The organism is Companilactobacillus heilongjiangensis (assembly GCF_000831645.3).
GTDB classification, from domain to species: domain Bacteria; phylum Bacillota; class Bacilli; order Lactobacillales; family Lactobacillaceae; genus Companilactobacillus; species Companilactobacillus heilongjiangensis.
Genome location: NZ_CP012559.1, coordinates 319,411 through 339,546, shown reverse-complemented (window position 1 = coordinate 339,546; position 20,136 = coordinate 319,411). Strand labels below are relative to the sequence as shown.

Here is a 20,136-nt window from a genome sequence, read left to right as displayed (position 1 = left end):
CCGCTCTTTGGCTCGAACCGGTCCCCACAGCCAGCCCAAATCACTTGCACCCGGTGGCGGCATACTTCAATACACAAACAAAAAAAGTCCCAATGAATAAAAATATATTCATCAGAACTAAGATATTATTTTTGTTGATTATTCTCTAAAACTTTTTGATAAAAGACTGTCATTGTTAATTGCTCGTAAGGCTGTAACCAAACGGACAATAATTCATGCGTCATAGCGTTCAAAATTTCCCAGAAGAAAAATTCTAAGCACAATGAAAAGTACGTCCACTTATAACCTCGCATCAAAATTGAACTACGACTAAAAGTTGAAAATGCCATTCGTAATGACCACTTACCTTGTTGACTCTCAACATCATCCTTAAATACTAAGAATACTTGTGAAAAAATCAACAGGAACCAGACACCTGGAATGAAATACAACATAAACCCTGCTTCCAGAAATAGTCCAAACAGTGCTGTAATGAAAATCATTGGGAAGAAATAACGTCCCGAGAAAGCCTGCAAACTGTCACGTAAAGCATTGATTTGATAATCTGGATTTCGTAATTTATCAAGTACTGTATAGGAAACTCCAACACAAGCCATGATAAAGAAGAACATAAAAGCGTAGACAATAACACTTGTCTGTGGCGTTAAAGTTAACATATATTTATCAACTGAACTTGGATCATTCGCCATGTTAGACGAAATTTCGGCTAAGCGTTGACTTGTCTGATTTGGATCGGCCAAATTAACGTTCAGATTAGCCATCCAAGAAGTATAAAGTTTTGTTCCAAAAAACACTGCCAAGAATCTCAATAAGATTGGAATTACATTTAAAGAAATATTTCCTTTAATATCTTTTCGAAAAGCTCTGTGAGCCTCACGACGAATTTCTATGGCAGATATTCGATTAAAGTTAGTATTCATCAATATCCCTCACAATAGATAACGCCATTATAACAAAGATGACTACAACAACCTAATCTACTTAACTGTAATCGTTCCTTTAGTAGCTTTTACGTCAAGCAAGTTAGTGGCATCAGTTTTATTTTCAAAACTAGTTCCATAACTCTTATCGAAATAACGAACAACACCTTTATCCGTATTGAGTTTTAATCCGTCAACAGTCAACTTCTCACCTTCAAAACGGCTAGTATTCAACAGTCTAACTTGATTATTGTTCATAAAGACAGATTTTTCTATTTCAACTTTTCCATGATTAACAAAAACCTTCATTGAATCAATATTTGATTCATCAACGTCCAAACTGGATTGATCCAAATTAATACTAGGATTTTTTAGTGTTGCATTTTCTGCTTCAATTTCTGAATGTGCGCTGGCAGTCAATGAAAGATTTGTAATATTAGAATTTTTCAATTCAAAGTCAGCGTTATATAAATCAATCTTTTTGGCGTTATGTATCGTTACATCATTCAGCGACATATCGGCATCATAATCCATATCTTTAGCGGTTTTAATCAAATTATTTATCGTTACATCACTGATACGAATTTTGCTATTAGCAGTTCTTAAATCAACGTTATCTAAAGTTTTATTCATTGGAATGGTGATGGTTACTTTTTCACGTCCTAAAACGTCAACACCTACACGTCCCTTTTTGTCGCTGCCATTCACTGTCAAAGTACCATCTTTAACACTATAAGTTGGGGCTTGAGACTTATCACCATCGATATGAATCTTATAACGGTCACCAAACTTAATATTGATATCAGTATCTCGGCCTTCAACGTAAATATTGTCAAAGTCAGATAACGGATAAGTCTCATTTTTAACTTGAGCCACCTTGAAACCGTGATCCCAAACAACTGAACGATTGGCGCCCATTAGGATTCCACCTAGTAATAATAAGCCACCGGCAATCAATAAATAAAATCCCGTCACGAAATACTTACGCATTTTCTTTTTCCCCCTTCATTGGAGTTTTTCTTCCACGTAACATCTTTTTACCTAACCAACGGAAGAAAATCACGATGACACTGAAGAACCATTTGAGTAATGCAATGATGATTGGAATGATGAAGAAGTCGACACCTAGAATCAATAGTCCGACACCAACATAGAAAACTGTTGTCGCAAATGATTGGAACATAACCGATAATCCGATAAAGATAGCTCCAATTCCGCCGACTACTGACATGGCGACCATGAATAGGAATAGAAGAATGAACAAAACTCCTAAACCTAAGAACAAGACAATTAATGGAATCAATATAACAGCAATCATAATTGCCACTGGTGATGCCATTAACGCCAAGATAACTAAGCCAATCATTTTCAAATTTTTGGAAAAACGTTGATTGCCTGTCATCTGTCCATTATCGACACTTTGATAATTTTCCTCTGACATCTTAATCGAATAGTCTGCCAAAACCTTACGTGCCAAATGTTTTGGTGTTCCCAACTCATTAATAATGGCATCTGATGATTGTAAATTAGCATCAATGATATATTCTCGATAAAATTCAAGCACATCTTGTTTTTCTTTATCACTTAATTGATGTAAATATATTTCAAATTCATCAATATAAGTATCAATCGCTTTATTCTTCATTATTCCCCTCCAAGATAGCATCCGTAGCTGCCTTTAATTCTTGCCAATTGCCTCTGATTTCATCCAAACGTCTTAGACCCTGATCGGTAATCTTATAGTAGCGACGATTCCGACCTTCATAGGCCTCATCGTAGGTACTCAACCAATCCTCTTTTTTCAGGCGACGCAAGATGGGATACATAGTTGATTCTGATATGGGAAAAACTTTCTTGATTTCCCTAGTAATCGCATAACCGTAGTAATCCTCTTTGGTCAACAGAGCTAAAACTGAACCCTCAAGAATCTCAGTCGAAACTTGAATTGCCATATTATCTCCTCGTTTCTCAATATTATACGTCGTATAATATGTTTTCATTAACAATATATTATAAAGTATATGCTATGTCAAGTTTGCCGCCGGAGGGGGTGAGGGAGTCTACAAGCCATGCGACCGGTGCGAGCCAAGGTCTCGCGCCTCGATTTTGAGCTTCGCAAGGTTCGCGAATCTCAAAATACGTCAGTGTTGTAAGAACAGAAAAGCACTGTTCTAACAACACTTTCATGGCATTTGGACTCCCTCTCACCCTCCGGCTCGTGTATTTTTTGATTCAGATATTTGATATTCTGCAATTATTAAACATATAAATAACTCAAATCTATTGAGTTTCACGAGGAGAAACTTAATTGAACTAAACTATTGATTACAAATTTCAGATCCTGTCGTTTAAAAATAAAATAATTCTAAATATTTAATAACAATTAGAAAAAAATTCACTGATATAATATCAATTTACCTACCGATACGTAAACAAATATCATTAACATTGCAGAACGCCAATAAAATAGCCGGAGGCTGGCAGTAATTTAACACGCTGTGGAGGTGGCGTTACGGCTTTAGCCGTTACACCACGGGGCGAGCTTTGAAATTTGCGGTCTTTGCAAAGTTCAAAGTCGAGGCGTGAGACCTTGGCTCACGCCGGTCCCCATAGCGAGTTAAATTACTGCCAGCCTCCGGCGGCAAAATAAAAAAAACTTGACTTTGGTTTTAATCCGCATTAAGATAACTTCAACATTTTAAAACAAATATAAAAAGCGACGACAGAAGAGTAATCGAGTAAATCAGTCCAGAGAGTCAACGTTGGTGTGAGTTGACCTGATCCTTGATGAAACACATCTGTAAGTTGAGTGATTGAAACAAGTAGGTCATTTCGGTAGCCCCGTTACAGCTGAAGTTATTGTAACTTCATAAGTCTAGTATCGTGAGATATTAGTAACCAGAGGTGGTACCGCGAATATTCGCCCTCTTAGTCTTTTGACTAAGAGGGTTTTTTGTTTATTTGCGAACCTTTTTACAATAACTTCCTGAGGTCAGTATCGTGAGATATTGGCAAACTCGAGGTGGAACCACGTCAAGACGTCCTCTAGCATATTTGCTAGCGGGCGTCTTTTTTTTATATTTAACAAAGGGGAGAAAAAATTATGATGAATTATATCTTTGAGATTTTACCGTCATTATTAAGCGGTACAGCAATGACATTAAAAGTTTTCTTTTGGACAATCATTTGTTCATTGCCATTAGGGGTCTTGGTATCACTCGGACGCAGCTCCAAATTTAAACCACTCAGCTGGTTGTTATCATTTTATATTTGGGTCATGCGTGGAACTCCATTACTTTTGCAATTAATTTTCGTATTCTACGGATTGCCAAACATGCCATTCGCACATATCGTTTTCGAGAGATATGACGCCGCACTCTTCGCTTTCATCCTGAACTATACAGCTTACTTTGCCGAAATCTTCCGTGGTGGTTTTGGAACTATCAGCAAGGGTCAATTCGAAGGTGCTAAGGTGCTTGGATTGAATTACTGGCAAACAATTAGAAAAATTATTATTCCTCAAGTTGTCAAAATCGTGCTTCCTTCAATTGGTAACGAAGTCATCAACTTGGTCAAGGATTCATCTTTAGTTTACGTAATTGGATTGGGCGACTTGTTGCGAGCCGGAAACATTGCCAGTTCACGTGACGTAACTTTACTTCCATTAGTCTTGGTCGGTGTCATTTATTTACTACTAACTTTGATCTGTACATGGGCATTGAAAGTCTTAGAAAAACGCTTCAGCTATTACCGTTAGGAGAGAGAAAATATGTTGAAATTAGAGAATATTACAAAAAGTTTTGATGGCAAAACCATCTTAGATAATTTAAATCTTGAAGTTAAGGATAATTCAATCCTCAGTATCGTTGGCCCTAGTGGTGCCGGTAAAACTACACTCTTACGCTGTATCGCTGGTCTTGAACGCGTTGATTCCGGAACATTCACTTTAAACGGCAAAACATTCGACCCCTTCGACGAATCAGTCAAGGAACGTGTTGTCGGCGTTGTTTTCCAAGATTTCAACCTCTTCCCTCATCTATCTGTAATGGAAAACGTTGCTTTAGCACCCGAAATGGTACTCAAACAAGACAAGAAAACTGCCGAAAAAAATGTCTCTGATATATTGGCTCAATTAGGTTTGACTAGTCTCAAGAATCAATATCCATTCGAATTATCCGGTGGTCAAAAGCAACGTGTTGCCATCGCCCGAGCTTTAGCAATGAAACCAGAAATTCTATGTTACGATGAACCAACATCAGCATTGGATCCAAGTTTGCGTGATACCGTTGCACAAGTGATCCTTGATTTGAAAAACACTGGCATTACTCAAATCGTCATTACCCATGATCCCGACTTTGCCCAAAAGATTGCTGATCAACTACTTGAAGTTAAACCATTAAACGATTAATCATAGGGGGATTAATAATATGAAGAAAAAGATATTTATATTCTTGAGTTTATTAGCCTTCTTCAGTCTGAGTTTGGCTGGTTGTGGCAATAGTCAAAAATCAGTAGCACAAGAAGCCAACACGACCGACACTTGGTCACACATCAAAAAAAGAGGTCGTGTCATTATTGGACTTGACGATACCTTTGTTCCCATGGGCTTTCGTGAAAAAAACGGCAAATTAGTTGGTTACGATATTGACCTAGCCAAAGCCGTATTCAAGCAATATGGCATCAAGGCAGATTTCCAACCAATCGACTGGAATATGAAGGAAACTGAACTTCGTAATCGGACAATCGACCTAATTTGGAACGGTTATACCATTACACCTGCTCGTAAAAAGCAGCTCCTATTCTCCAGACCTTACATGGCCAACCGCCAAGTTTTAGTAACGAAAACAGCCGAGAATATTACGACATTCAAAGGTATGCAAGGCAAAACTCTAGGAGCTCAAACAAGTTCCTCCGGTGCCAGTCTCCTAGACGAGAAGCCAACCATGTTGAAAGATTACATCAAAGGCAAGACACCGGTTCTTTATGATTCATTCAATAATGCATTGATGGATCTTGATGCCAACCGAATCCAAGGACTACTGATCGACAGTGTCTACGCTGGCTATTACATCAGTAAGGAAAAAGATCCATCATCATATCGTGTAACACGTGGCGGTTTTGATGGTGAAGACTTCGCCGTCGGAATGAGAAAAGGCGACAAGACATTGAAGTCCAAGATTGATAAAGGATTACAAGAACTAGCTAATACTGGCGAACTTCAAAAAATCAACAAGAAGTGGTTCGGAAATTCCGACAACACACTGATTCAACCTGAAAAGTAGAGTTTTGTGTTTGCCGTTCACTGCCGCTGGAGGTTTCGAGGGAGTCTCGCATGCCACGCGACCGGTGAAAGCCTTGTGTCTCGCGCCTCGATTTTGAGCTTCGCAAAGTACGCGAATCTCAAAATACGTCGGTGTTGTAAGAGCAGAAAATCACTGCTCTAACATCACCTGCACGGCATTTCGACTCCCTCGAAACCTCCAGCTATATATAATTTTTTGATGATATATCAATATAAGCCTCAAGTTCATCTTCATATTTAATAATATGTCGGATGAACTTGGGGCTTATTTTTTTAGTTTGGAATTATATAATATAGAGCTTAATTATTAAAACTTCAAAATACGTAAAATCATGACGGAAACTCCAGAGCAATTATCCAGGCCAACTTTATCGACAGAAAACCTAGCCTCCGGTCGTGCGTGATTGAGTACGCTGTGAAGGTGGCGTTACGGCTTCAGCCGTTACACCACGGGGCGACTTTGGATACTTGCCGAACTTGCAAGGATTCAAAGCGAGGTTCGAGACCGCATTTTGGCTCGGACCGGTCCCCATAGCGGACTACAATCACGCACGACCGGAGGCGGCCATACTTCAACAACAAAAAATAAAAAAGAAGCTTCTAGACAAGTGCTCTAGAGGCTTCCTTTTCAGCGAATCGATCAATGATCTTGCTTAGAAGTTCAGGATTTCTCAACTGACTTTTCCACTCATCACTGACATGATAATTTAAATTTTCACAACTGCTAATCGTTGCAGCAATGCTGGCAATTGTATCGGTATCATCACCCAAATTGACAGCAAGAATAATAGCTTTATCAATACTAGTACTGGCCAAGACGCTCCACGTGCTAGCCAACAATGTGTCGACTACATAACCTGAGGACTTAATATCTTTGCGCAAGGTCATACCAAAATTATTTTTGAACATTTCATCATATTGAGGTAATTCAGCCAACTCGTCTGGTCGATTTCGTAAGGCCTGATTCAACTGTTCGGGTAAATAATTCAAGATGGCTCTCAAAGCGCGGCCATTCAATAATCCATGTAAAATTTCTAAATAAATATAACTGCCGACGATTGCTCGTGGATGGCGGTGTGTTAAACAAGTGTACTCATAAGTTAATTGAAGTCTTTTGTTCAAATCCGACTCATCAACCAAATGAATTGCCAAAGGAGCAAGGCGCATCAAAGCACCATTTCCATTAGCTTCCACACTTGGATCTCCACATTCCAAAGCTGGATAGTGATTAACTGACCAATTTCTAACTGCTTTAGCACAAGCACTCCCAATACCAAATGCTAAATTGTCAGGTGTATATTCGTTGTGAAACATATAATTCTCGAACTTTTGCATCAATTCATCATAACTGCCATTTTCGGTTAAACTTTCCATTAATGGCAAAGTGAATGATGTATCGTCCGACCAACTCCCTTTGGTCTGTTCCCACGTTCCGCCCGCAGTCATTGAATCAACATAATAAGAATCACGCTTGGAAAATTCGACTGGAACTCCCAATGCATCCCCAACTACACCGGCGTACAAAATATTTTCTATCTGACGCTTATGCAACAATTCTCATCTCCCGTTTAAAAAACTGGGACCAAATTATTCATTTAGTCTCAGCTTCATTTCAGTCTTCTATTTTAAGAATACTATAAAACTTTTCCCATCTATAAGCACGTTTAATCCTAAAAAATTAATAAAGCAAAAGCCAAAAAGATGCCCAACATAGCGAGCAAACTAACCTTCAACTTATCATCGCGAACATTCCGCAAATTTTTATTCATAAGCATATGCCTCCGTGCCTACAAGTGTTATATCATCTAAAGCAAAAAATGAAAAGGCTTTTTTAAAAAACTTAATTTTATTTTTTTGATTATATTTTGTTTCATTATGCCGTCTCCAGAACCGAGAATATACACCTACTATACGGACCAGCTCGAGCCAAAGAGCGGTCTCGAACCTCGATTTGAAGCCTCGCACAACCCGCGAGTCTCCAAAGTCGCCCGGTGGTGTAACGGCTAAAGCCGTAACGCCACACCCACAGCGGGTGTATATTCTCAGTTCTTCCGACTAATTTAGTTTACTTTGTTAGAGGCTATTACTTCCGTTTTGAAATTTCCATCTCTCTTAAAATAATTAAATGTAGTTAAAATACTATTATGACTTTATCAATTATTAATAAGTCCAAATGATTGATTACAATAAAAACCTTTGTATAGAATTATTTATACGAGCATTTCCCGAACATTTCAGTATAATTAAGATATAACTAACGTGTAGTGCTCGCCCAAAATTTGATAATGTTTACTGACAAATATGAAGTTAGTTACATTTAATTAAAACAATAATTCAGTTGGAAGAGCTGAGAGTATTCATATGCAGCGAAAGTGGCGTTAGAGCTTTAGCTCTTACACCACCGGGCGTGTTGGAGACTTACCGGTCTTTGGTAAGGCTTCAACCGAGGTTCGAGACCGCACTTTGGCTCGGACCGTTCCGCGCAGCAGATGAATACTCTCAGCTCTGGAAACGACATCCTTCAATAATCCACTGGCACACACGTTATAAATATAAAGGAGTGCTCACATACACCTATGGAAAAAAAGAATCGTGTTTATTTAGCCGGACCATTTTTTAGTGAAAATCAAATCAAGCGTCTCGACGAAATTCAAAAGCTTTTAGAAGCTAACCCAACTATCGGAGATATTTTCCGCCCTGGTAAAGATGAATATAGTGATGCTGAATTTGGATCATTTGAATGGCAAACTGCCGTTTACAAACATGATATTAATAATATTAATGTTTCAGATGTTGTGGTCGCAATGTTAGACTATAAAATAGAAGAAAACGAATTAGAGCCTGACTCGGGAACAATGTGGGAATGTGGCTATGCGATAGCTAATAATGTCCCAGTTATCGGTGTCAGAAATATGACAGATGAACCCTTGAATTTGATGTTAGCTGGTAGTTTAACAGCTTTCTTCAATGGTCACGATAGCATTCAAAAAATTAAAGATTATAATTTTAACACATTAATGACACGCTACGAAAACGTTAAAGTACTTTAGGAGGAACGACATGTCACAAGTAACTCAACGAACAGAAAAGTCCATCATCACAGCAATGGTTTCCCTACTACAGAAAAAACCGTTCGAAAAAATCACTGTCGGTGATATTTGTGACGAAGCGTTGATCAACCATAGTACTTTTTACCGCTATTTCAATGATAAATATGCTTTGTTGCACGCAGTATTTTCATATCTATTGGATGACTTGCTCAACAACACATCTAATGCCAAAACAGTCGTCTACCAAATAGCTGACTTTATGGAAAAGAATAGTAGTTTTATTCACCATATTTCACCACAGTATCAAACAAAAGCTAACCTCTACCCTGAATTTCGCAGTATCTTGCAAGATATTGTTAAAACCAAGAGTAAGGATCCGGCCAGTCAAAATGATCCACTGATTAAGATGATTACTAAATCGGACTCGCCCGAGTTGATGATCAGCTTCATTGTTGGTGGCTTGATTGGTTTAGTCGAGTATCTCGAAGATAACGACTTCAACGTCTCACGTGATAAATTTATTGAATTTACTGCTAGCTTCTTTGAGAAATGGTCTAACTAGACTTTTTTGGGGGCCGCCGGAGGGTTCGAGGGAGTCTACAGCCATGCGACCGGTGCGAGCCAAAGTACGGTCTCGCGCCTCGATTTTGAGCTTCGCATAAACCGCGAATCTCAAAATACGTCGGTGGGGTAAGGTCTTACGACCTAACGCCACCTGCACGGCATTCCGACTCCCTCGAACCCTCCGGCTAATGTATTGATGTGCTTCTATATAATATGAGTTTTACTTAATAATCATTAAAGTTAACTCTGGATTTTCAAAAATATAACTTATATCACAAAATCATAGACTTAAAAAATAGTCTATTTTTTTTACGCTTTTTTTACATTAAATAGATTATATATATACATTCCGTCTTCATACTATAGCTACTGACTTATTTTACGGGAAATTCGAAACCGGAGGCGGTATCCTTCAACACATAACCATATTTGTCACAATTCCCTGATAAGTTTACAATTGTAATATTGCGTTTATTTCAAGGAGGTAAAAATGTCATCAGGAAAGATCAATAAAAAATGGTTCCTGCTCAGCATGATGCTGGTTGCAGCCAACTTGCGACTTCCTATTACTATTATTCCGCCACTCTTGAGTACCATTGAAAAAGATCTCGGTATTCCTAAATCATTGGCCGGTTTAATTACATCTATTCCACTAATTACTTTTGCCATTATTTCACCAATTATTGTTAAAGTTGCCAAAAAGCTTGGTAACGAATTGACGATTTTTGTCTTCTTTATTCTCTTAATCCTCGGTAGTTACTTGCGAATTATCCCGACTGTTTGGGCTCTGATGCTGGGAACATTTCTCGCTGGGGTCGGTATCGACAGTGGTAATGTCCTCGTTCCTGCAATAATTAAGGATCACTTGCCTAATCAAATTCCTTTAGGGACCAGTCTTTACACGATGTCGATGCTCCTTATTGGTGCCATCGGAACGGCTTTATCAGGTATCTTGATTACGAAATTCAATCTACAAACTACTTTGGCAATTTTATCAGTCGTTGCCATTGTTGCTTTAGTTTTCTGGATTCCTAATTTGAAATACAATCATCGTGAAACTACTACTATTCAACATAAAACTAATTATCGTAGTGTCTGGACGCAAAATCTCGGTTGGTTGATTACTGCATTTTTCGGATTACAATCAATCGTCTACTACTCACTCATCACTTGGTTACCTTCAGTTTTGGAAAATCATGGCATTAGCACTATCTTTGCCAGCAACCTTCTGACACTGTTACAACTAAGTGGGTTGCCCTGCTCATTCATCGTGCCTTTCTTGTCCGTTAGAAAACACGGGATGAGAACACTGCTAATCATGCTATTTGTTGGCTATGCCATTGCCCCACTGGGGTATCTATTTTCGACAAGCAACGCCGTATTTTTGACAATCATCACTATTGTCACCGGATTCGGTTCTGGCTTAGCTTTCAACATGGCCATCGTTTTCTTCACGGAAAAGACTACCAATCCTTATCAAACCGCAGAAGTTTCCGGTATGGCTCAGTCTGCTGGTTACTTACTGGCGGCTATCGGACCAGTGTTATTCGGTTTTATTGAAAACTCTGTTGGATCTTGGAATGTAATTGTCTTAATTCTCGTTGCATTATCAACATTGTTGGCTTTGTCAGGGTTACTTGTGGCTCGTCATAAACCAATTGCAGAATAAAAAAATCATCGTTTATCAAAAAAGATAAGCGATGATTTTTTAATTAAAACATTCCTTGAACCAATTCAGCCAATTTGATAAATATCCAACCTATCCAAGTTGTCGCTGATCCAACAATATTAGTAATTGCTGTAAAGCTCTTAACTGAACCGATATTACTCATAACAGCTGCTTTAGTAAATTCTGGAGCGATTGATGTTCCGGCATAAAATACAACCGTCACAATCAAAATACCTGCTATCAACATTCTAAACATATTTCTCTTACAGAATGGAGCAACTAGAGCAAATAAGAACATTAGAGATGCTAAATCTGCGAATGGTAATACTTTGTTTCCCGGTAGAACAAAGGCTAGGATAATTGCAAATGGTAGTAGTAACAATCCAGTTGCTAAAACAGATGGATCATCAATCAATAGTGCAGTATCCATACCAATAAAGAACTTTCTTTTTGGGAACCATTCCTTAAGCTGTGCATCAACACGGTCACGTACCATGACAAGACCTGAAACCAAAACATCAACCATGATTGGTAGTAAGTACATAGCTGCAGCAATATTAATACCTAAAGTAACAACTTTGCTTACGTCATACCCTGCTAAAATACCTAAAATAACACCGATAATCGCACCAAATGAAATTGGTTCTCCTAGAGTACCTAAACGTTTATTAACTGCTTCTGGCTGCAAGTTAATCTTGTTTAATCCAGGAATTTTTTCAATAATCCAATCTGCAGCGATACCAAATGGTATCCAAGCTATACAGGTTAGATGTGGAAACGATATTCCCTTTAGATCCTTATTTGGAAATTGCTTTTGAATTATCGGTTGTGTCAAATCTGCAACAACCAAAGTAATTGCATAAATAATCCAATCTGCAACCACAGCAACCCAGAAATTATTAGTCCCTGCATAGATTACAGCTCCCAATAATAGGAAAATCCAAAAGTTGAAAATATCAATATCAACCGTCTTAGTAACATTCAAAACTAAAAGAATAGCATTGATTACTAAGAATCCTACAACTGCAACAGGCATGATTGGAGATCCCCAACCAATTGTGGATGCAGTTGCCCAGCCAACATCTGTAACCGTTAAATGTAATCCTAAACGTGCGACCATTGCTTTTGAGGCCGGACCTAAAGCATTTAAAAGAAGGTTAATAACCATTGATACACCTGTAAAACCAACACCTACAAGCATACCAGCTTTAAACGCTTTAGCTGGTTTCATCTTAAAAATGAGACCTACAATGAAGAAGATAATGGGCATCATGACACTCGCACCTAAAGAAATAATGCTGTTAATTATTGCCATAAGTTACCATTCCCTTCTATTCTTCTATACTTTGTAAGAAACGACTTGCAAACAATTTCGGAGTATTCTTAAATGCATCGGCCGTTGAACCTGCCAAGTGAGATGTTAATGTGATATTGTCTAATGCTAAGAATGGACTATCCTTTGGCAATGGCTCTTCATCAAATGTATCAACAGCAGCACCAGCAATCTTATGATTCTTAAGAGCATCAATCAAAGCACTTTCATCAACAAGTGCGGAACGTGCTGAGTTAATGAAGTAAGTTCCTTCTCCCATCAAATCAAACATATGCTTGTCAATGATGTGATGTGTTTCCTCAGTTGCACGCATATGAATTGAAATAATATCGGCTTGCTTAACTAAATCTTCCAACTTATTTACTTTTTCAAAGCCTTCTACTGAGTCAACATATGGATCATAAAAGATAACGTTAGCATCCATACCCTTCATAAATTGAGCTACTAGACGTCCAATATGTCCAAATCCAATAATACCCATAGTCTTTCCGCCAACTTCGGGAATATTATCTTTGTTAGGGAAGTCTTTTAGCCATATATCTTTATGCATTGCTGCAGAAGTTCTTGCAATATTACGTGTTTCTGACAAAATCAAACCAACGGTAAATTCAGCAACAGCTCTGGCATTACGACCAGCAGTATTCATAACTTTAATGCCTTTACTTTCGGCATAATCTTTATTTACGTTTTCAATTCCACCACGGAGAACACCAATATATTTCAAATTCTTAGCTTTATCAATTAGCTTCTTGCCGATTGGTGTAAATTGTGTAATAATAACATCGAATTTATCAATATCCTTTAACAAACTTGGGTCGGTGATTTCGACGGCATCAGCCCCTTGTTGCTCTACCAGAATATTATCGTTTTGTAATGACTCAACTGAGTCATGACTCCAGTCACGGATTTCAACTTCGAATCCGTGATTTTTTAGTTCTGTCAAACCATTCTCCAACATTTTTGGAGTAATCAAATTATCACCAAATGCTAAAACCTTCATAATAACAAATCCCCTTTTATAAAAATTTAGTGCATTAACATACCACCAGTTAAGTCGACTGTGGCACCAGTCATATATGAATAAATATCGGAAGCAAACAACGTACCCATCTTTGCAACTTCTTCAGGTTCTACAACACGCCCCATAGGAATACGATTTACATAGTAGTTTGGATCTTTATCTAAGTTTGCTTGAATCATCCGTGTATGCATAATACCGATACACAAATTAATAACATTAATTCCATTTTTAGCCTGTTCACGAGCTAATGAAGCGGCAAATGCAATCAATCCTGCTTTAGAAGCTGCATAGTGTGAGTGACCCGTTGTTGATCCATAATATGCTGCTTGACTTGTAATATTAATGATATGACCACCGTGATTCATTGAGTTAGCATCACGAATGAACTCCTGACTCAAAATAAATGGTGCACGTAAATTGGTTTCTAGTTGACGATCCCAATCTTTGACTGAAATTTCATCTACATGACCTGTTAGCCAGATACCAGCGTTATTAACCAATATATCAATCTTCGATAATTTTTCTTTTGCCTGTTTGAAAAATTCACGACATCCCGACTCTTGAGATAAATCAGCCTTTATACCGTATGCCTTAACATCTGTCTTTTCGGCAACAAGCTTTTCAGTTTTTTCAGGATGCTCACTTTCACTGTAGTAAGTAAAAGCAACGTTTACACCTTCATTAGCCAAAGCAATTACGAATTGTTGTCCTAACCCAGTTGCTCCACCGGTTACAATTGCATTTTTACCTTTTAATCCTAATTCCATAATATTTCCTCCACTTCATTACTTATTTTCTAGAACAGGTTCTTCTAATTCTGTATCCTCCATTGTCTTCCATGCACCATGCATGCCTTGTAATTCTTTTTTATACAATGCATATTTTTGTTGATAGATCCTAGCATTGGCTGGATTTGGCTGAATTGTTCTTGAAATCTTCACCATCTTATCTGCTGCAGTTGCAAAGTCTGGATAAACACCTGACATAACAGCAGCTGCCATCGAAGTACCTAGGGCGCCGTTTTCTGAAACATCAACTAGTTCAAGTGGGCATTGGAAAACATCGGCAAACATTTGAAGCCACGTATTACTGTTGGTAATACCGCCAGCAATTCGAATAGGACCACTAATGTCAGGATTTATAGAATTCAATTTTTCACAGTGTGCCATGTGTGCAAAGACAACACCTTCATAAACTGCTCTTACGAATTCGCCCAGGCTGGTTGATTTGGTTGCTCCGACAAAACCAGCAGTAGCATTAGCGACACCAGCATTTGATCCAAAAATGAATGGGAAGAAGATCAACTTACTATCGGCTGGTTCAACGCTGTTAACTAAGCTAGAACAGTAGTCATAAATCGACATTTTTCCTTCTTTTTTCAATTCTGCTTTAATTGGACCCATGAAAGTGTTGATAAACCAAGTTAAATTACTCCCTGATGTGGGACTAGCTTCTGTAATAAGATGATATCCAGGAATTGGATAATCAGAAGTCATAAATAAATCCTTAATAACCTTAATTTCTTTACTGATATACTGATTGATACTCCAAGTACCAGTGACAATTGATAGATTATTTCCTTCTACCAGACCGGTTGAGAGTGCACTTGCAGTGATATCAAACAATCCCCCTGCTACTGGTGTTCCCTCAATTAATCCTGTGGCAGTAGCAGTTTCAGCTGTAACTTGACCACACTCATCATTAGCATTAACTAATTTAGGCATCTTTTTGAGCCAATTCTTGATTCCAAAGAAATCAAATACTTTTTCATCATAATCTTCTGTTTGTTGATTAATCATTGATGTTCCGGATGCATTTGAAAGCTCAAATCCTGCCTTTCCTGTCAACCAATAACGAACTAGATCAGTGATCATAAATACATATTTAGTTTTCTCATAAACGTCTGGTTCATTCTCATCTAACCATTTCAATAATGAAACTGGTTGTGATGCCCAAACCGTTTGATATGTTCTGGGGCGTACATCTGTTTCATACTTTGGATCTGCAAGCCATTTATCTACAATTCTATGTGCTCGATTATCAGTTGAAATGATACCGTTACGAACAACACTGCCGTTTTCTCCCATTAGATATAGGCCATTTCCATGACCTGTACATGAAATACCGACAATATCATGAGCATCTATTCCGGACTTCTTTAGAGCCCCTCGAATAGCTTCAAAGTTAACTTCTTTTAATTCATTCATATCACGTTCAGTCCAATAATGGTGCGGTGTCAACATGGTAGTGTACGTAGTATGCTTAGCAATTTCGTTACCATTAATATCATAGATAGCGGCTTTACTAGATGTTCCACCATTATCTATTCCCATTAAATACTTTGTCATGATTGAATCTTCCCTTCTAGATCATTCCCATAAATCAACCTTGCTTGTGGTGACCGCAGAAATACCTACACCAAAAATTTCTTTGATCATTTCCTTATCTCTTACAAAACCACCAGCGATATAATTGTGTTTATCATTCATCTGCGTTAATTGCTCAATTTCTTGTACACCACACTCGGCTGGTAAAACCTCAATAGCATCAAAGTGGTTATTTCTTAAAATATTAGCCGATCTTTTCAAAGATCGAGAATCAATCATGAACAATCGGTAGACTACTATTATTCCCAAAGCATTTGCCATCCGAGCTGCGTTTACATTCGTTGTAAAAATTCCGTCCAAATGATACATATTCTTTAAAAGTTTCATTCCGGTACTATCCGGCTTAAATCCACCAATCAATTCCAAATCAGCAAATACTTTCTTGCCATGCTTATGTACAAATTCAACTTGTGACATTAAGTTTCCAATATTTGTATCACTGATGAAAACGATTGGAGAATCAGCCTGACAGGCTCTTCTTAAATACTTAATTTCTCTAACCGATGGTATAACGACTGAATTCAATAACATTTTATTTACCTCAACAAAGTTTTGTCTGTGAGTCTAACGACTTATCAGCTACTTAAGCTTATTAAATTTGGGGTTATATGGACTACTTTTCTGACTTAACTTCGTTGTAAATCTTAATAGCTTCATCCACGCTCTTATCATCGTGAATAATAGCGGCCAAAGCAGCAACCTTACCAACAGGATTTGGATCTTGAGTAATATTACGTCCACAGGCAATACCTTTAACACCAGCATCCATCAAGTTACGTACAAATTGGAAGTACTCTTCATTGCTTGTCTTTGGACCACCTAAGGCAACTACTGGACGATGGGCATTTTCAACAATCTTCTTGTCTGTCTCAACATCGCCTGTCATTCTTGTCTTAATTACATCTGCACCATATTCAGCACCTAAACGTGCACCTGTACGTACATTCATTGGATCTCCAGATTCTTCACTGATTACTGGATAACTGTATGGTAATGTTTCAGCCAAAACAGGCACGTTCCATTCCTCACCTTGTTTTGCCAAGTGAGCTAACATCTTATGTGAGAATTCTTCACGTCCCTTTGCACCTGGGAATGTCATACAAACAACACCATCGGCACCCAGTTTCAAGGCATCAGTTACATCGAAGAATTCTGCTGTTTCTGGTACTGTTGGATCAAATACATTTACTGAACCATCGACACGTAATACAGTTGGAACATCAAGCAAATCTTCTTCAAACATTTGAGCTTGGCCATAAGTTACCAATGCAGCATTTAAACCATATTTCAATAAGTTTTTGACATTTTTAACACTGAAATCAACACCCTCGGTATTCTTTGAAAAACCAAATCCGTCCAAGGCGACAATAATAGTTTTGCCATCCTTTCCAAATAGTTTTGACATACGTTTTTGCTTATCCATAACAAATTCCTCCTAAAAATGTGCAAAAAAATAAAGAGCGCCTCAGAAATTACCTATAGCATTACTGCCAAAAGGTCATTTTCCAAAGCGCTCTTTATTTCTTGCTTTGTTGTTACTTATTTTGTTTACGACAACAATATAGCTCGTTATGTAAGCGCTGTCAAGCTTTCGATTAAATTTTGTTCAATAATCTGATGAAATAGTAACTAAATTTAGTACATAATTGCCCGTGTAATCATGTTTTTTTATTGAAACTAAAATATCAAAATAAATTATTTTTTTAGAAAAAATACTCAAATAAATTCCAATCTTAATTAGTCAATTTGAATTTATAATTCATTCTTAGAATAAATAAGCTATATTATAAATAGAGTCTTATTATCATTTAACAGGAGAAAAATACAAATATGAAAAATTTATTTTTTGATTTTGATGGCACTATTGCCAATACCCAAGAAGGTGTCATAAATGCACTTAATTACATGGCTAAAGAAATGAAGATGGAAAATCTGGGTGAAGATATTTATACAAAATTTATCGGACCATCCCTACCAGAAGGCTTGGCTAGATACTATCCTGACTTCCCCAAGTCACGCTACCAAGAAGCTATCAAAACTTATCAAGCCTTCTACAATACTAAAGGTATTTACCAACTGAAACTTTATGATCAAATGGAAGAAACTCTTGCCAAATTACAAACTGACGGATACAAACTTTTCGTTTCTACAGTTAAGCCTGAATCTCTTGTTAAAATTCTTGTCCCTCATCTCGGGCTGGATAAGTACTTCTCAGGCGTTTATGGTGCATCTGACGACGAGACTACCCGCAACACTAAGAAAGCCATTCTACGTTATGGCATGGACGATGCTGGTGTTTCCGCCACTGACACATTAATGATTGGCGACCGTATGACTGATATGGAGGGTGGTTTAGAAAATCATACCCATACCCTCGGCGTTCTTTATGGCTTTGGTGACAAAAAAGAATTGGCTGATTCCGGTGCTGAACGCATTGTTGAACACGTAACCGATATTCCCGCAGGAGTTGAACAATTTGCTTAACCAAAAAGATCTTGAAGCTTTCAATATACTGGGAGAGTTTTGCGGTCAACGTGATATTCCAGAATTAACCACAGCCGCCCTACAACAAAAATACAAAATTTCTCAAGCAGACGTTTTCGTTTTGTTCGGTGGCAGTATTCTTTACGGTGTCGACATTTTAGTGAAAGCCATTCAAAATAAAGTTGCCAAAAAGTATCTCATTGTTGGTGGCTACGGTCATACAACCGCTACTTTGCAACAAACTGTTGCCCATCAATATCCTGACCTGCAAACTAGCGATATGCAAGAAGCTGACTTATTTGCGGCTCTGTTGAAAAAGCGATTCAATTTACAGGCAGATTACTTGGAAACTAAATCAACTAATTGTGGCAATAACATCACCTATTTGTTAGACCTTCTCAAACAAAAACATATTGATTTCCAATCAATTATTCTGGCTCAAGACGCAACTATGCAAAAAAGAATGTCGGCTTGCTTGGATAAGTATGTTTCAGCAGATGTTAAAATAATTAATTTTGCTACATACCAAAATCATTTGACTATCAAAAACCATGAGATAACTTTTACCAAGGACATCCCCGGAATGTGGACACCTGAGCGTTACATGAAATTATTAATGGGAGAAATTCCGCGGCTAACCGATAATACTGACGGTTATGGACCCCAAGGTAAAAATTTCATCAGTCACGTCGATATTCCCGAAAAAGTTCGGCAGACGTATCTTTTTTTGAATGACAAACACCCACAGATCAACCGTCCCAGCAATAATTTGTATTCTTCTTAAAAAAAGTTCAACTTTTCCCTTGCTATGAAACGCGTTCGATAATATATCATACTTTGTGTAGAGAAGTTAAGACATGTCGAACCGCTTCGTTGAATTTATAAAAATGCAAGGGAGATATCAATTATGTTTAAAATTTTTAGAAAAAACCACACAACCGCAAATATCGAATTACAAGATAACAATCAAATGAGTGCTTTGAAATTAGCTGCTAAGAAAGCCGCCGACGAGTTCGGTGTTGATGAACAAACTATTCAAAGCAGTATCTTTGCTAGTGCTGCCGCTGGCAATACTATTATTGAAAACCGTGCTGTCTTCATGTACGCAACTAGTGAAAAGAAGAGCCGTGTTCACACAATGATGCTGACATTCAAGAACCCCGTTGTTTGGGGCAATGACAAGACTCCTATCGACTACTTGATTGTAGGCATGTTCCCAGAAGATTCAGATCAAAATACTGTTGACGCTGTTACTGAAAAAATCACTAATATTATGCACGATAAATCAGAACAACTTGATGATATTAAGTTTAATGATGGTGATTTGAATAAACTTAACCAAGCATTTACTGACTAAAATATATTTATAAAAATAAATGAGCGTACTAAAAAATCAAATTGATTTT

Annotated in this window: 20 protein-coding genes and 1 other annotated feature; of the genes, 9 read left to right on the top strand and 11 right to left on the bottom strand. The window is 37.7% G+C overall.

The features are described from left to right. Positions 1 to 125: 125 nt before the first annotated feature. The 4 genes from JP39_RS01435 to JP39_RS01420 are packed head-to-tail and all read right to left on the bottom strand — an operon-like array spanning position 126 to position 2,872. Positions 126 to 920, bottom strand: coding sequence for a DUF975 family protein (locus tag JP39_RS01435; RefSeq protein WP_041499819.1), 795 nt, complete (start codon positions 918 to 920; stop codon positions 126 to 128). A gap of 57 nt (positions 921 to 977) precedes the next feature. After that, positions 978 to 1,910, bottom strand: coding sequence for a DUF4097 family beta strand repeat-containing protein (locus tag JP39_RS01430; RefSeq protein WP_041499818.1), 933 nt, complete (start codon positions 1,908 to 1,910; stop codon positions 978 to 980). Next, a complete protein-coding gene (locus tag JP39_RS01425) occupies positions 1,903 to 2,565 on the bottom strand; it encodes a DUF1700 domain-containing protein (protein WP_041499816.1) in 663 nt (220 codons plus the stop codon). Before JP39_RS01425 ends, JP39_RS01430 begins: the two co-directional genes overlap by 8 nt. Further along, a complete protein-coding gene (locus JP39_RS01420) occupies positions 2,555 to 2,872 on the bottom strand; it encodes a PadR family transcriptional regulator (RefSeq protein WP_041499815.1) in 318 nt (105 codons plus the stop codon). Before JP39_RS01420 ends, JP39_RS01425 begins: the two co-directional genes overlap by 11 nt. 758 nt (positions 2,873 to 3,630) lie before the next feature. After that, positions 3,631 to 3,851, top strand: a binding site (T-box leader). A gap of 172 nt (positions 3,852 to 4,023) precedes the next feature. Here JP39_RS01420 and JP39_RS01415 point away from each other — a divergent pair. The 3 genes from JP39_RS01415 to JP39_RS01405 are packed head-to-tail and all read left to right on the top strand — an operon-like array spanning position 4,024 to position 6,202. Further along, positions 4,024 to 4,677 carry an amino acid ABC transporter permease gene (locus JP39_RS01415; RefSeq protein ID WP_041499813.1) on the top strand — a complete coding sequence of 218 codons (654 nt, stop codon included), beginning with the start codon at positions 4,024 to 4,026 and terminating at the stop codon, positions 4,675 to 4,677. Between the two features lie 12 nt (positions 4,678 to 4,689). Beyond that, positions 4,690 to 5,328, top strand: coding sequence for an amino acid ABC transporter ATP-binding protein (locus JP39_RS01410; protein WP_041499812.1), 639 nt, complete (start codon positions 4,690 to 4,692; stop codon positions 5,326 to 5,328). A gap of 19 nt (positions 5,329 to 5,347) precedes the next feature. After that, positions 5,348 to 6,202 (top strand): amino acid ABC transporter substrate-binding protein, encoded by an 855-nt coding sequence (locus JP39_RS01405; RefSeq protein ID WP_041499811.1) that lies wholly within the window; start codon positions 5,348 to 5,350, stop codon positions 6,200 to 6,202. 620 nt (positions 6,203 to 6,822) lie between these two features. Here the strand turns inward: JP39_RS01405 and JP39_RS01400 are convergent. Further along, the gene (locus JP39_RS01400) at positions 6,823 to 7,776 is read right to left on the bottom strand and encodes an ADP-ribosylglycohydrolase family protein (RefSeq protein WP_082330616.1); all 954 of its coding nucleotides are present in this window, start codon (positions 7,774 to 7,776) and stop codon (positions 6,823 to 6,825) included. A 1,022-nt stretch (positions 7,777 to 8,798) separates the two neighbouring features. Between JP39_RS01400 and JP39_RS01390 the strand changes: the two genes are divergently transcribed. The 3 genes from JP39_RS01390 to JP39_RS01380 all read left to right on the top strand — a co-directional run bounded on the left by JP39_RS01390 (position 8,799) and on the right by JP39_RS01380 (position 11,505). After that, positions 8,799 to 9,272, top strand: a complete 474-nt coding sequence (locus tag JP39_RS01390; RefSeq protein ID WP_041499806.1) for a nucleoside 2-deoxyribosyltransferase — start codon at positions 8,799 to 8,801, stop codon at positions 9,270 to 9,272. A gap of 10 nt (positions 9,273 to 9,282) precedes the next feature. Beyond that, a complete protein-coding gene (locus JP39_RS01385; protein ID WP_041499805.1) occupies positions 9,283 to 9,834 on the top strand; it encodes a TetR/AcrR family transcriptional regulator in 552 nt (183 codons plus the stop codon). A gap of 492 nt (positions 9,835 to 10,326) precedes the next feature. Further along, positions 10,327 to 11,505: a CynX/NimT family MFS transporter gene (locus JP39_RS01380; RefSeq protein ID WP_041499804.1), complete on the top strand. Its 1,179-nt coding sequence runs from the start codon at positions 10,327 to 10,329 to the stop codon at positions 11,503 to 11,505. Between the two features lie 43 nt (positions 11,506 to 11,548). Here JP39_RS01380 and JP39_RS01375 read toward each other — a convergent pair whose 3' ends face one another. The 6 genes from JP39_RS01375 to JP39_RS01350 all read right to left on the bottom strand — a co-directional run bounded on the left by JP39_RS01375 (position 11,549) and on the right by JP39_RS01350 (position 17,669). Then, positions 11,549 to 12,820 carry a PTS galactitol transporter subunit IIC gene (locus tag JP39_RS01375; RefSeq protein ID WP_041499802.1) on the bottom strand — a complete coding sequence of 424 codons (1,272 nt, stop codon included), beginning with the start codon at positions 12,818 to 12,820 and terminating at the stop codon, positions 11,549 to 11,551. A gap of 16 nt (positions 12,821 to 12,836) precedes the next feature. Beyond that, positions 12,837 to 13,838: a 2-hydroxyacid dehydrogenase gene (locus tag JP39_RS01370; protein WP_041499800.1), complete on the bottom strand. Its 1,002-nt coding sequence runs from the start codon at positions 13,836 to 13,838 to the stop codon at positions 12,837 to 12,839. Positions 13,839 to 13,864: 26 nt separating this feature from the next. Next, complete coding sequence (locus tag JP39_RS01365) at positions 13,865 to 14,626, bottom strand: SDR family NAD(P)-dependent oxidoreductase (protein ID WP_041499798.1); 762 nt, start codon at positions 14,624 to 14,626, stop codon at positions 13,865 to 13,867. 18 nt (positions 14,627 to 14,644) lie between these two features. Further along, the gene (locus JP39_RS01360; RefSeq protein WP_041499797.1) at positions 14,645 to 16,207 is read right to left on the bottom strand and encodes an FGGY-family carbohydrate kinase; all 1,563 of its coding nucleotides are present in this window, start codon (positions 16,205 to 16,207) and stop codon (positions 14,645 to 14,647) included. Between the two features lie 21 nt (positions 16,208 to 16,228). Then, positions 16,229 to 16,777, bottom strand: a complete 549-nt coding sequence (locus tag JP39_RS01355) for a glycerol-3-phosphate responsive antiterminator (protein ID WP_041499796.1) — start codon at positions 16,775 to 16,777, stop codon at positions 16,229 to 16,231. Between the two features lie 82 nt (positions 16,778 to 16,859). Continuing rightward, entirely contained in the window at positions 16,860 to 17,669 is an 810-nt protein-coding gene (locus JP39_RS01350; protein WP_041499794.1) for a class I fructose-bisphosphate aldolase, read from the bottom strand. A 407-nt stretch (positions 17,670 to 18,076) separates the two neighbouring features. Between JP39_RS01350 and JP39_RS01345 the strand changes: the two genes are divergently transcribed. From JP39_RS01345 to JP39_RS01335, 3 genes are all read left to right on the top strand, one after another. Continuing rightward, positions 18,077 to 18,730 (top strand): HAD hydrolase-like protein, encoded by a 654-nt coding sequence (locus JP39_RS01345; protein ID WP_041499793.1) that lies wholly within the window; start codon positions 18,077 to 18,079, stop codon positions 18,728 to 18,730. After that, positions 18,723 to 19,514, top strand: a complete 792-nt coding sequence (locus tag JP39_RS01340) for an ElyC/SanA/YdcF family protein (protein ID WP_041499791.1) — start codon at positions 18,723 to 18,725, stop codon at positions 19,512 to 19,514. The genes JP39_RS01345 and JP39_RS01340 overlap by 8 nt, the downstream gene beginning before the upstream one ends. Before the next feature lie 123 nt (positions 19,515 to 19,637). Then, positions 19,638 to 20,087 carry a PTS sugar transporter subunit IIA gene (locus tag JP39_RS01335; RefSeq protein WP_041499789.1) on the top strand — a complete coding sequence of 150 codons (450 nt, stop codon included), beginning with the start codon at positions 19,638 to 19,640 and terminating at the stop codon, positions 20,085 to 20,087. Positions 20,088 to 20,136: the final 49 nt, after the last annotated feature.